Consider the following 14091-nt stretch of genomic DNA (forward strand, 5'->3'; position numbering starts at 1 on the left):
CCGCCATGGCATTTTGGTCTAATATATTCGGGAAGAAGCCCCCAGTACAGGGCAAGCCGCCGCTGTCTGTGCAGCAGCGGGTGAGCGCGCTCAAGCACCTTCCGCCTTTTCTAAAACTGGTCTGGCAGACCAACCCCAAAATGGCCATGGCTAACGTGGTGCTGCGGCTTCTGCGCGCCACGGTGCCGCTGGGCATGCTGTATGTGGGGCAGTTGATCATTGACGAAGTGGTGCGCCTCACCAATGCTGCAGACAAAGACCTCACCCAATTGCTAACCTTGGTGGCCATAGAATTTGGGCTGGCCGTGGTTTCTGACATTTTGAACCGAGGCATTGCGTTGCTAGACGGGCTTTTGGGTGATCTCTTCGCGAACCAATCGTCCATCAGGTTAATGGAGCACGCCGCCGATCTGGACCTGGATCAGTTTGAGGACTCGGCGTTTTATGACAAGCTGGAACGTGCCCGTCGGCAGACTTTGAGCCGAACCATCTTGATGAGCCAGGTCTTGGGTCAGATGCAGGATATGCTCACCATGGTCATTCTGGCCGTGGGCTTGATTTCTTTCTACCCCTGGCTTTTAATGCTTTTGCTGGTGGCCGTGCTGCCCGCATTTCTGGGCGAATCACATTTCAACGAACGCAGCTATTCTCTGGTGCATGGCTGGACGCCTGAACGCCGTGAACTGGATTACCTGCGCCAGGTGGGCGCCAGCGATGACACGGCCAAAGAAGTCAAGATCTTCGGGCTGTCAGATTTCTTGACCAACCGGTTTAGAGAACTTTCCACGCAATTTTACCTTGATAACAAAAAGCTGGTGGTCAAACGGGCCGGCTGGGGAACCGTGTTCGCGGCGCTGGGCAGTGCCGGTTATTATGGCGCGTACGGGTATTTGGTGATGCAGACCGTGCAAGGCCAGGTTTCCCTAGGGCAGCTCACTTTTTTGGCCGGTTCTTTTATGCGCCTTCGCGGATTATTAGAAGCTGTGCTCAACCGGTTCACCAGTGTGGCCGAAGGCGCGCTCTACCTCCAGGATTTCTTCGATTTCTTTGAGTTGCAGCCACGCATCAAGCGCAAGGCCTCGGCCCCTCCATTTCCCAAGCCCATCCGGCACGGATTCACGTTTGAGAACGTGGGTTTCAAGTACCGCAACGCTGAAAAATGGGCCATCCGGAACCTCAACTTTACGCTGCACGCCGGCGAAAAACTGGCCTTGGTGGGCGAAAACGGAGCCGGCAAAACCACGTTGGTCAAGCTTCTCTCCCGCCTCTATGACCCCACAGAAGGCCGAATTCTGCTGGACGGCATTGACCTGCGTGAGTACGACCCCGCCGATTTACGCAGCGAGATTGGTGTGATTTTCCAGGATTTTGTGCGGTTTCAGATGAGCGCGGGCACCAACATCGCCATTGGCAGAATTGACCAGAAAGAGAACCGGCCCCGCATTGAGTCCTCGGCGCAGCAAAGCCTGGCAGATACCGTGGTGGCCAAACTCCCCGATGGCTATGACCAGATCATTGGCCGCCGGTTCAACAAAGGCGTGGATTTGTCTGGCGGCGAATGGCAGAAAATAGCGCTGGGTCGGGCCTACATGCGAGATGCGCAACTGCTTATTCTGGACGAACCCACCGCCGCCTTGGACGCCCGCGCCGAGCACGAAGTCTTCCAACGCTTCTCAGAACTCACCCGCGGCAAAACCGCCGTGTTAATCTCCCACCGCTTCTCCACCGTGCGCATGGCCGACAGGATTCTGGTCATTGAAAACGGCCAATTCGTGGAGATGGGCTCACATGAAGACTTGATTGCCAAAGGCGTCCGCTACGCAGAACTGTTTAGGTTACAAGCGAAGGGATACATGTAAGAAAGGAGTGGATTCTCCCCCCTTGAGGATTGCCCAAACGAGAGTTTGAGGCAGCGAGCGAAGCTCTGCAGAGGGTTTTAGCAAAGGAGGACACGTATTTCGTCCCCCTTTAAAGGGATTGGGGATAATGACAAGGCCTGATTGTAGAGACGCAATACCTTGCGTCTTGGCGCTATGGAACAGGAACGTTGGCATGCGTGGGAGACGCAAGGTATTGCGTCTCTACAGAATCAATCGCGAACGAATTATCAAAAATAGAAAGAGAACAAAGGCGCGCATTTTCCTTTCCTCGTTTTTGCCTTCATTTCAAAAACTGAGCTCCAAAACGAAAGCTTTCCCGCCACCAACAGCGCAGTCCCTTCTCCCTCTGGGAGAAGGTTAGGATGAGGGCGAATTGTTTTGCCTTTCCTGTAAATTCGCTGGCGAGAGTCTCCAGACTCGCGCCAGAAGAAGCCAGGAGAAGCCAAAGTTTACTTCCTCATAAAATTACTCCCTTCCCCTCTCCCAAAGGGAGAGGGGGATTTTCTCCTATCCCGTTTTAGGCTTCATTTCTGAAAATGAGCCCAAAAACGGAAATCACACCAATTCTTCCTGTGACTTGTATTTAGCATGTGACCCGAACATCAGATAAAGAAACGCCGCAAAGCAAAGCGCACCCGCGGTCCAGAAAGCCAGAGGTAATCTAGCCGCATTGTTCCCATATAACCAACCAGATAAGAAAGCACCCAGGCCAATTCCCAGTTCCAGGGCAATGTAGATGGTGGCCATGGCGCGGCCGCGGCTCTCGGGGTGGCTCAGGTCAATGCACCAGGCGTAGAGCGTGGGCGAATTCATGCCGGACCCAATCCCAAACAACACCGCCGAAGCCAGGAACTGAAACTTAGTCTGCGCCGTGGCCAGAATCACCATGGAAATCACTAATAATAAAGACGACACCCGCAGGATTTGTACGCGCCCGTATTTGTCGGAGGCGCGGCCTGCCAGAAACCTGATGCCCAGCGAGGAAACGGTGAAACAAGTGAAGAACAGCCCTTTATTGCCCATGTTCAAATGTTCGCTGAAATCTGGGGTGAGGGTGAGCACGGCGCCAAAGCAGAATACCGTCAAGATCATAACAATAAACGGCGGCAACACGTTGGGTTCAAAGAGTTCGTGGCGGCGCACGCGCAGCAGTTTCCAGGAGAATTTCTGCGGATTGGGCAAGGTTTCCTTCATGCCCGCCAAGACCAAAACAGAAATGGCGGCCAGCGCCGAAGACGTGTAAAAGAGAATCTCCACCGGAAAATACTTCGCCATCTCACCGCCCAGGGCCGGACCCGCCGCCATGCCCAGACTTCCGGCCAAACCAAAAATCCCGATGGCTTCGCCGCGGCGTTCCAGCGGCACCACGTCTGCAATGTACGCGCTGTTGCCCGTGGGCGTGAACCCCGTGGAAAAACCGTGCAGAAACCGAAGAACCAGAAAACCCGTCACCGTGGCGAACAGCGGGTACAGCAAGCCACAGAGCACGCAGACTAGCACGCCCGCGTACATCACCGGCAGACGACCCCAGGTGTCGGCCAATTTTCCGCTGAACGGGCGTGCAAGGCAGGCCGTGACCGCAAACAGCCCAATAATCAGGCCTTTGTAATCGGCGCCGCCCAGTTGGGTTAAATAGGCGGGCAACTCCGGAATCAATAAATTAAAGCTGGCGAAAAACAGAAACGAGCTCAGGCACATAAGCCAGAAATGCCAGGAATAGACCCGTTGGGAAGCTGTTGCCATGCGATTAGAAAAGAAGGCGCAAAGGTCAGAAAGATTCCGCTAGGCCACAACGCCGTTTCTGTTTTTGTGCTCGTTTTCAGAAATGAGCCCCAAAACATAAGCGCCCGCCCCTGCGTAAGCGGCACGGCGCCCGTATGACCCAGCTTCCAGCAGAACCAACTGCCCTTGCCGGCGCATTTTTTTGTATCTTCCTGCCTTTAACGCTCCCTATGAAAAAAACCCTTCGCACCGCCACCGCGCTGCTGCTCTTTGCTGCGGCCTGTGGTCAGCCCGGCCAGAAAAGTGGCGGCACCGTCCATAAATTCTCAGACGCCACCCTGCGCAACATCTACACCCTGCAAGACGAACGCAAAACCCAGGAACTCCTCCCCTTTCTGCAACGCCCCGAAGCCATGTACCGGCAGGAGGCTGCCATGGCGTTCGGCTCTGTACAGGACAGCACCGTGATTCCGCAGCTCAGCGCCTTGCTGCAGGACTCTGACCTGGGCGTGAAGAAAGCCGCCGCCTACGCCTTGGGCCAGACGTATAGCCCCCAGGCCGAGCAAGCCTTGATCACCGCCTACGGCAGCAACACAGACCCTGGGTTGCGGGCCGAACTACTGGAAGCCTGGGGAAAATGCGCCTCGCAGCGCGGATTGGACATGCTGGCCATGTTCAGCACGGCCCAACCGCAGTTGCAGGTGGGCCAGGCCTGGGCTTTGTACCGCGCCGGACAGCGCCGCCTGAACTACGGCCCCGCCCTCAAAAAAGCGAATGAACTGTTGAAATCCACGGAAGAAGGAGCCCGCTTAGGCGCGGCGCATTTCTTAGGGAGAACCCCGCGTTTAGATGCCAGCTCGGTTAAAGAGCAGATTTTTGCCGTGGTTCAGAAAGACCCCAGCGCCAACGTGCGCATGGCCGCCGTGTTGGCGCTGGGCAAAATGACCGACACTTCCAGAGTGGCGGCCGTGGCCATGGCTGCACTTAAAAACGATACTGATTACCGCGTGCGCGTGAACGCCGTTCGACCACTCAACGCGTTCCCATATGAGCAGGTGAAAACTGCTGCTTGGGCAGCCTTGGCAGATACTCATCCGCACGTAGCATTGAGCGCCGCCGACTATTTAACTGCCAAAGCCCCCGCCACAGAAGCCAACAGATTAGCCGAAGCCGCCAACAAACAGCCTGACTGGCGCGTGCGGGCTACCTTGTTTGGGGCTGCCTTGGCCGCCACGCCGGCCAGCCAGAAAGCCAGTGTATCGCAGGAAATTCAGAAGCGGTTCACGGCCAGCAGCAATGCCTATGAAAAAGCGGCCTTGCTCACCGCCCTGGCCAAAGATCAGAGCCAGCATACGTTTATTCAGCAACAGGTTTTTTCGGCTAGTCACCCTGCCATTGGCACCGCCGGTTTAGAGGCACTGGTGAGCATGCGCGGGCAAAAAGATTTCCCCGGGGCCGATATTCCGGCGTTTAACCAGTATTTCCAGAAAGCCATTCAGAGCGGCGAGATTGCGTTGGTGGGCATTGCCGCGGGCGCCATCAGAAACCCGAGCCTGGGCTTGAAAGACGCCTACCCAGACCGTTCGTTTTTAACCCAGGCCCGCGACAAACTGCAGCTGCCGCGTGATGTGGAGACGTACCAGGAGTTGCAGCGCAGCATTGACTTCCTGGAAGGGAAAACCACAGCCCCGGCCACCAAAACCCCGTTCACGCACCCTACCAACTGGACCACGGTCAACAGCCTTCGCAAAAACCAGCAGGTGCAGCTGCGCACGTCTAAAGGCAACATTACTTTTGAGCTGTTTGTAGAGGAAGCTCCCGCCAGCGTGGCCAATTTTGTGGAGCTGGTGCAGAAAAAGTTTTATGACGGCAAGAACTTCCACCGCGTGGTGCCCAACTTTGTGGCCCAGGGCGGCGACCCGCGCGGTGACGGCTGGGGCAGCAGCGACTATTCCATCCGGTCAGAATTTGCTGATCTGAACTTCCTGGAAGGCTACGTGGGCATGGCCAGCGCCGGCAAAGACACTGAGAGCGTGCAGTGGTTCATCACCCATTCGCCCACCCCGCACCTGGACGGCAAATACACCATCTTTGCCCGCGTGGTCAAAGGCATGGACGTGGTGCATAAACTGAACATTGGCGATACCATTGAGAAGGTGACCTTGGTGAAGTAGATTTTTGGGAACACAAGATTCAAGACGCAAGATTTTCTTATCGTCAACTAGAATAAATCTTGTGCCGAATCAATATTCCAACATTCTGTTTTGGGGCTCATTTTCAGAAATGAGCCCCAAAACGGAAAACCCAACTCCCCATTTTATGAAACACAGGTATTGGAAATTGCTGATCATGGCCCTGCTCGTCTTTTCGCCTTTGCTCCGGGTGGCCGCTGATGGGTATTCAGCAGGTGACAAGTTGTATGTGGCGCCAACCTCAGGCGTAAACCTGCGGGCGAATCCTTCCGGAAAAGCTCCTGTGCTACAGCAACTCCATTACAATACCATGGTCACCGTTCTGCCTGACTCTGTGCCGGAGAATCCTTATCAGGTTTCGGTTACAAATTTTGACAATGGGAAACTGGAGCTGAAAGGGCATTGGGTGAAGGTACAAGCCGGCAACCGCACGGGCTATGTGTTTGATGGCATGCTCTCGCCATTTAAAGGCCAGCCCATGGCTCCTACGCACCTATCTCAGGAGCAGGATGATGCGTATTACGCTTCTCTTTTCGGGAAACCCAGCACCAAGACGTTGCAAAAGACCACTGTCTTACAAGGGAAAAAGTTTCCCTATGAAACGGTTATTAAAACCTACCCGAAGGGGATGGTGGAAGAATCCACTTTTTTTGATGGCTGCTACGAACTCAACTTCACGTTCAAAACAACTTTTAACCAGGCGTACTGGCTTATAGAACAAATGCTGGTTGACGCAGATGCCGCCCAGGACATTAAAATAAAGAAGGTACAAGAAGGGAAAGTGTTATTAAGCTTCGATAGCTGCACTTAAAAACCACTCCAAAAAACGCGTTCAACATTCCGTTTTTGGCTCCATTTCTGGAAATGAGCCCGAAAACGGAAAATTCATCCTCCCTTTTTATTTTCTAAAGAAGATTAAAGGCTGCTTTTTACCTGAATGGTGTGCACGGCGCTGCCTGGCTTGCCGTCTTTGGTAAGGCCTTCCACAATAATCTGGTAGGTGCCGGGTTGGTCTGAGGTGAAGAACTCCACGGTTCGGCGGCCTTTGGCATCTAGGGTCAGGTTGGGTTCCCAGTGCAGGAGGTGGCGCAGGTCGGCTATGCGGCTTTTGGCCTGTTCCGGGGTTTGGTAACGCGGGGCGTAAAACTCGCGCTGCAGCTGCATGCCTTCATATTGTAGGATCAGCGCGCTGGGGTCTAGCCTGATGTCATTGGCCTTGCCCTGGTAGGTAGTATAGCTGACCAAGCCATGGTAAGTGTCACCCAGGTATTTGAATTCCCGCTCCAGCAAGTCAATGCGTTTCACTTTCAAAGGATTATAGGCAATGATGCTGTCCACGGAAAATACGGGCACGCCATCCAGCACTAGCAAAGGGTTTTGCCTGAACATGCGCCGGCTGCCTTTTTCATAGACATGGAACTTGAACCCGTCTTTCCTTTTGCGCACGCGCAAGCCTAGCACGTACTCGCGCATGACTTCCTCCATGGTGGGGAAACGGGTGAAATCGTCCAGAAAATAGCGACTGTCTGGTGTGTCATAGAACGGAATGGTATCTAAATACTGCTGCTTGAAACGTTTTATTTGTTTTCCGACAAAAGCGTTCTCCACCTGTACCTGCAAGTGCCGCTGGGCCAGACTTTCTTTCCAGGCGTTGGTCAGTTGGAGCGCAGGCACCTTGGTAGAAGAAGGCGCGTCTGAAAACGGATTCTCCACGGTGAACATATAGCCTTTTTCTTTGAGGTAATTGGTCTGCAAGATGAGGTCACTGGGGCCGTCAAAATGCCATACTTCAAAATTTAACTGTCCGTTGGGCTGGGTCTGGGCTTTGTAAAACCGCGGGTTAAACGTGGGGATTGCCAAATACGCGGCAATCCCTTCTGGGGCCGGCGCGCCGGTGGTTTGGTTTGTTAGTTTGGCTTTGATCGTATGCCCCGCGTATTCTGGCTGGAACAGGTGGAGGGCGTACCGTTGGGTGAAAATGTTGTCCCAGGAAAATCGGCTCCAGCCTTGGGTGAGCATCAGAAGGTCGGCGGCCTGGGCTATGTCTGCACTTTTGGCCGCCGAAAAATAATACGTAGGCTCCTCTACTCGGCCTTTCACCTCAGACTCCAGATAAAAATACGTTTTCATGTCGCCCCCCGTGGGTTGCCCGGTGTCTTCTTTCTTAAACACGGCCAAGGAAACCTGTGCGTCGGCGGCGGCGGTATTCCCATTTCCCTGACCAGCCAGAGTTAACTGCACTGGCTCACGGTGCCCGTAGATTGGCTTAGACGAGTTAACCTGAAGCTGCAGATGGTTGGTGACCGGGGCAAAGTACAAGCGTTCGGCAATTGGTTTCTGGGTGCCGTCAAAGACGGTGAAGTGGGTCACGCCTTCGGGGAGTTTGCGTTTGTCTATGGTAAACACGGCCTCGCCTTCAGGGGTCAATGCTGCGGTTTCCAGGGCCGAGATTTTCTGCCGGGTGTGGCCCAAGAGGTACAGTTGTGTTGGTGCGTTGCCACCTGCGTCTATATTCTGTTGCACGCGCAGCAGTAACTGCTGATTTTCTGCTTCTTCCAGCCGGAGCACATAGCCTTGCGACGTTACCTGGGGCAGTTCCTGCGTCATCAATCTCCCCGAACTGGTTTTTACTCTGGCAGTATAGGTGGTACCGGTGGTTGGTGTGAAGACAAAGCTGCCCATGCCAAATTTCTGTGTCTGAAAAGAGACCACCCGCTTGCCTGCTCCGTCTATTATTTCTCCGGTAGCTTGTATTCCCTTGCCAGCGGCATCTGTTAGTTTAAACGCCACTTTGCTTTCCAGACCATTGACCAGATAGCCGCCTTCCGGGAAAAACTGCAAATCCAGGGTGGGTTCTTCAGAGGCAGCAGTAGCCAGACTGTCTTCATAACCAGTGAAGGTGTTGATGATGGCAACCGGCTTCTCAAAAAAGAAATCTGGGCTGAAATTCTTTAGGGTATTAGTGTAGGCCCGCAACAGATAGCGGCCCGAGGGCAAGGTAAACGGTAACAGAAAAGAACCGTTGCCCAGGCCGTCTTTCATTCCAATTTTAGCCTGCATCACGGGTGTTCTGTCGGCGGCCAATAACTCCACATACACCACAGAACTCACGTCGGTTAGCGTATGATTGGTGCCCTCCACACAATAGACTTTGAACCAGAGCACTTCGCCGCACACATAAGACTCCTGGGCTACGTGCAGAAACAGTTTTTCATTGTACGTGTGGCGTTTGAACTGGTAAAGCTGCTGCACAGCGGTGCCTAACACATCTATCTGCGCCAATACTTGCCGAGGGTTACTCCCTAGCAGCAACACCAAGACCAGCGCCAGCCACTTTTGCTTGAACAATATTAAGGTTTGCAGTTTTGTGAGCGCCATGACCTTTTTTGCTATCTTTTGTAGTGCTAATCTTCCCAAAACGCTGGTTTGATGTTGGTGCCCCTGAAACGGCAGTCCACGCAATCTGCCCTATAAAAATAGGCCCCTACTAAAAACCCTTGCTTAATAATTGGCCCTAACAACCGGATCTCAGACTGTTCAGAATCTGCTCCTATGGCCATGTTCATACTACCTAAGTAGGTTGAATCTACTGCACCCCGGCAGTTGCTGTATTCGTCTTCAAACTGCCAGGTGGCAGGCAATTGTGACCTGTCAATAAAAATTCGTTTTTCCTGCACGGAAGTGGCACTGACATAGCCAATCACGGTTTCCTTGGGGTCAGAGAGCGACTGCACGTTTCCGGTGAGCACGGTGGGCAAGGGGTCATAGAGAGAGCCAATATCCTGCGTGTTTTTCTTGAGCTTCTCCCAATACGCAAACGCCTCTTTGGTCTGTGCGTACTGTTTCACCAAGATGCTGTATCTATGCTTGAGTTTAAAGTTGGATGAATTGAGTTTCACCAGTGCCGCTTCATGAATGACATCTTGGGCAAGTTTCACGCTAGACCCTAGGTAAAACAACCCTGGGGCGGCATCTCGCCAACACATAAAAATATTGTCTTTCCTATACGTGAGTTGGTTATTCTGAAATACCATCTGCGAATAGAAAGCAGAGGAGAATTGAAAAGTTTCCTCAAAATCCCAGCGGTAATAGCGGGTATTCTGTTGGTCGTCATGGGTACTCACGTAGATCTGCACGCCATCCAACTCCACTTTCCAGGTAACGGCGTCGATGGGGGGCGTGACCATGACGGGCACATAGTCAGAGGCGTATTCTTTTCCAGCCGAGGTTTTGAGGTAGAGCCGGTACTTTTTGGCGGGATTTATGACGCCGGCCGCTCCTTTATAGGTACCACCGGCTACTTCCGCTAAAGCATGGCTGGGTCCATCTAGCTCCTGCACCTGCACGGTGGCGCCGCGCTCCACGGCTGCGTTTTCCTCTTGGCTAATAGGCTGCGTTCTGGAAAGCTTGATGGTAGTGGCACCCTGGCTGTTAATGAACCCGTCTACCACCAGGTAGTTGGTGGTCACATCCTCCACGTCTGGGGTGTACTGCTCCACGCACGCACATAAACCTACCAACAGCCACACCAGGCACTTTCTCAGACGAATAGAAATAACAGAAGCCATCTGATTTAAAACTTAAAATTGTAGGTCACATTAGGAATGGGGTTCCCGAAGATGGAGAGTTTGTACCCGCCAATGGAACGCCCTTCGGTTTTGAAATACACAGAGTACGGGTTTTTTCTGCCCAGCAGGTTGTACACGCCAGCAGTCCAGGAACTGTGCTTCAACTTCTGGATGCGGTGGTTGCCCTCTATGTTCATGCCCACATCTACCCTGAAATAATCTGGGATGCGGTGCCGGTTTCTGTCTGAGTACAGCAACCGCTCTGCGCCGTTGTACATGTATTTGGCAATGGGCAGCGTAATGGGCCTGCCGGTGCTGTAGGTCACGTTCATGGAAGCGCTGAACCGGTGGCTTACCTTTACATTGCCTACCAGCGTAAAATCATGGGGCTTGTCAAAATTACTGGGGTAGTACTCGCCCCGGTTTATGAGTTCTATGCCCGCGCCCCGCGACCGCACCAAAGACCTGGAATAAGTGTAAGAAAACCACCCGTTCACCTTGCCCGCGGCCCGTTTCACCATGAACTCCACGCCGTAGGCCTTGCCCTTTACGTTCATCAAGTCTGCCTCTATCTGCCGGTTCAGGAGCAAGACCGCCCCGCTTTTATAATCCAGGAAATCTTTGGTCCATTTGTAATAGGTCTCTATGGAGGTCTCAATGTTGTTGTTCTCAAAGTTTCGGTAAAAACCCAGGGCCACCTGGTCGCCTACCTGGGGCTTGATGTTGGAGTCACTCAATTTCCAGGTGTCTGTGGGCGAGATGGCAGCGGTATTGGACAGCATGTGCAGATACTGGCGCATGCGGTTATAACTCACTTTCACCGATGACTTTTCATTGAGCGCAAATCTACCAGACGCCCGGTACTCTGGCCCGTGGTAGGTGGCCACCGTTTCGCCTGAACCATATGCCCTGGCCCCGGTGAGTGTGTTTTCAGAACGTATCTCGCCGGGTAAGTAGGTGTTTTCCTGTTTAGGTCCCAAGGCGTGGTAGAAAGAATAGCGCAGCCCCACTTCAATGGTTAACCTGGGGCTGAGTTCATATTTATCTGAGAGGTAGTAAGCATGTTCCAACCCGTATTCGCTGGGCAATTGGTCTGGCAACAAAATAGATTCAGACCCCAGGGGCAGGCTGCTGCCCGGCGCTACCTGGTAATGGGTGGCCTGTACCCCTGCTTCCAGGGCATGTTTTTCATTGTACTGGTAGGCCACACCTGCTTGCAGGCTGGTCTGGTTAATGCTGTAGGCTAACTCAGAGGCGCTGACCGCGTTTTTCTCACTGGCTACTTTGTATTTGTAGTGGCTGTAACTGCCCGTTACGGTGGCCAGCACGTCTGGGGTGAATTCATGGCGCCATTTTACGCTGCCCAGTTTGTTGGCATATTTAAACGAAGTGTCGGCGTTGAGGGTGAAGGCGTCCTGGCTTACGTACCCCGAAATATCCAGCGTGCTTTTGTCATTGAAAGCGTGGCTGATGTTGGCATTCACGTCATAAAAAGAAGCGGTACTTTGGCGGTAAGCACTGGGCAACAAACCAAATAACCAGTCTGAATACGTGGTTCGGCCACCCAGCATAAATGATGTCTTGTTTCTGATGATGGGGCCTTCTAAGTTCAGGCGGCTGGTGAGCAAGCCAATACCGCCCGCGCCCGTGAACGTTTTAGCCGACGGAATTCTTGTTTTCACATCTACCACTGAGGCCAGGCGCCCCCCATACCGTGCCGGAATACCACTTTTATAAATCTCAGCGGACTGCACCGCGTCTGGGTTAAAGGCAGAGAAAAACCCGAACAGGTGTGAAGGGTTGTAAATCACGGCATCATTGTAGAGAATGAGGTTCTGGTCGGCGCTGCCGCCGCGTACATTCAGGCCGGTGCTGCCCTCACCCACAGACTTCACGCCAGGCAGCATCAGGAGCACGCGTAGCACATCGGTCTCGCCAAACACCGTGGGTACAATCTTCAGGTTTCTGATGTCTAATTTCTCCATGCCCATCTGCTGGCCCAGTACGTTCTTGTACTTGTCGGCCTTCACCAGCACCTCGCCCAGGGCCAGTGCGTCTGGCAAAACATCAATGTTAAGTTGGCCGCTGGAGAGCAGATGCACCTGGCGGCTGGTTTCCCGTTTGCCCACCACCCGAATTCTGAGTTCATGCCGCCCGGGCGGAAGAGCGAGTTGGTAGTTTCCGTTTTCATCTGTGGTGACGCCCGTGGTGGGCGAGGCCGCCAGAAAAACCGCGGCACCCACTACCGCCGACTGCGTTTCCACGTCCCGCACCTGTCCAGAAAGGGTGGCCAGCCTTTTGTTGCCATTGCCCCCTTTAAACCCTATTTCATAAAGCTTTTTCTCTGATGAGGTGGTCTTCACCGCTCCGTCTTCTATCTGGAGGGCAGGCGGCACCAAGCGGCCCGCCATGGCGGGTACGGCATTATTAGTGGCTGGTGAGGAAGAAGCCGGTTGCAGAGAGGGCGGCAGCGCGAGCTGTACTTGCAAGCCCTTGGTCACGTACACCCGCAGGTTGGGGGCAATGGCCGCAGAAATGTCAGTATTCAGGAAAATGCTTCGGAGCACGTCTTCCAGGGGCTTTTCCTGCACCACCAACTGCACCACAATACTGTCTAGTTCCTCTGGCTGAAAGTAAAATCTGTAGGGTGTTTTGGCTTCTACGGCTCTGGCGAATTCCTCAAACGTGAAGCCGGTAAAATCGCCGTAGATGGGGTATTTGGTTTTCTGCTGCGCCATGGCCACCTGCGTTCCGAAGAGCACACACAGCAAAAAAAGACATCTGAAAAGGGCAGCCATGGGGAGGAAGAATACTACTTTCCTCTAAATGTATTTAAAAAAGCAGATATAATCCAGTAGCCAGGGAATTTAGGAGTATCTGTGGCTAGAAAGTTTTATAAGTAACTATTTAGACGAACCGCTATTCAAAACATTCCGTTTTCGGCTTCATTTCCAGAAATGAGCCCGAAAACAGAAATCAGGCCGTTGGGTGCTGCGGCACGTAGACCACTTTCTTCGTCTCAAAAAACTCCTCCTTAAAATACGTGTTCAGGTCATAGACCTGGTGGACCAAGCCAGACTCGGCCAGCTCCTCAGACAAATCGCCGCCTTTGAGGTAATACAAGCCCTGCTCCGGCACGCTTTCTTTCTTGAAGCTGAACTGAATCCATTGGTAAAAAGTAGCCAATCTGGCCACGGCGCGGCTCACAATGAAATCATATTTCTCCGGCACCTGCTCGGCGCGGGTGTGCGAGGCTTTCACATTGTGCAGTTTCAGTTCATGGGCAATTTCCTCCACCACATGAATTTTCTTGCCAATGGAATCTACTAGGTGAAACTTCACCTCGGGGAATAGAATAGCCAACGGAATTCCGGGCAAACCGCCGCCCGTGCCCACATCCAGCACACTGGTACCCGCCGGAAACTGTACCACCTTGGCAATGCCTAACGAATGCAGCAGATGGTTCACCATGATATTCTCCGTGTCTTTGCGCGAAATCACGTTGATTTTGGCGTTCCAGTCCACGTACAGCGCGGCCAGGCGGCTAAACTGCTGCTGTTGCTCTGGCGTGAGGTCAGGGAAATACTGAAGGAGAAGGTCTGCGGAATTCTGGTTCATAGGCCCAAAGATAGGAAAAGGAGTTCTGAGTCAATAGTTCTGAGTCCTGAGTTTTGGAAGGCGTTTTCGGGCTCTGTTTTGGAAATGAAGGCGAAAACGATTCGGTGGGTT

Annotated in this window: 8 protein-coding genes; 3 read left to right on the forward strand and 5 right to left on the reverse strand. The window is 53.2% G+C overall.

The genetic code is table 11. From position 1 onward, the window contains the following. Positions 1–5: 5 nt before the first annotated feature. Entirely contained in the window at positions 6–1859 is a 1854-nt protein-coding gene (locus tag IMY23_RS09530; RefSeq protein WP_192823736.1) for an ABC transporter ATP-binding protein, read from the forward strand. Between the two features lie 576 nt (positions 1860–2435). Here the strand turns inward: IMY23_RS09530 and IMY23_RS09535 are convergent. Beyond that, a complete protein-coding gene (locus IMY23_RS09535) occupies positions 2436–3623 on the reverse strand; it encodes an MFS transporter (RefSeq protein ID WP_192821860.1) in 1188 nt (395 codons plus the stop codon). A gap of 209 nt (positions 3624–3832) precedes the next feature. On the opposite strand from IMY23_RS09535, the gene IMY23_RS09540 reads away from it, so the two are divergent. Beyond that, a complete protein-coding gene (locus IMY23_RS09540) occupies positions 3833–5776 on the forward strand; it encodes a peptidylprolyl isomerase (RefSeq protein WP_192821861.1) in 1944 nt (647 codons plus the stop codon). Positions 5777–5921: 145 nt separating this feature from the next. After that, positions 5922–6605 carry an SH3 domain-containing protein gene (locus IMY23_RS09545; RefSeq protein ID WP_192821862.1) on the forward strand — a complete coding sequence of 228 codons (684 nt, stop codon included), beginning with the start codon at positions 5922–5924 and terminating at the stop codon, positions 6603–6605. Positions 6606–6709: 104 nt separating this feature from the next. Here the strand turns inward: IMY23_RS09545 and IMY23_RS09550 are convergent, their stop codons facing one another. The 4 genes from IMY23_RS09550 to rsmG all read right to left on the reverse strand — a co-directional run bounded on the left by IMY23_RS09550 (position 6710) and on the right by rsmG (position 13980). Further along, complete coding sequence (locus IMY23_RS09550; protein ID WP_192821863.1) at positions 6710–9172, reverse strand: hypothetical protein; 2463 nt, start codon at positions 9170–9172, stop codon at positions 6710–6712. A gap of 26 nt (positions 9173–9198) precedes the next feature. Further along, on the reverse strand, positions 9199–10362 hold the full coding sequence (locus IMY23_RS09555; protein ID WP_192821864.1) for a DUF4249 domain-containing protein: 1164 nt from the start codon (positions 10360–10362) through the stop codon (positions 9199–9201). A 5-nt stretch (positions 10363–10367) separates the two neighbouring features. After that, positions 10368–13160 (reverse strand): TonB-dependent receptor, encoded by a 2793-nt coding sequence (locus IMY23_RS09560; RefSeq protein ID WP_192821865.1) that lies wholly within the window; start codon positions 13158–13160, stop codon positions 10368–10370. Between the two features lie 178 nt (positions 13161–13338). Then, positions 13339–13980 (reverse strand): 16S rRNA (guanine(527)-N(7))-methyltransferase RsmG, encoded by a 642-nt coding sequence (gene rsmG, locus IMY23_RS09565; protein WP_192821866.1) that lies wholly within the window; start codon positions 13978–13980, stop codon positions 13339–13341. Positions 13981–14091 lie beyond the last annotated feature (111 nt).

The organism is Rufibacter sp. LB8 (genome assembly GCF_014876185.1).
GTDB lineage: Bacteria > Bacteroidota > Bacteroidia > Cytophagales > Hymenobacteraceae > Nibribacter.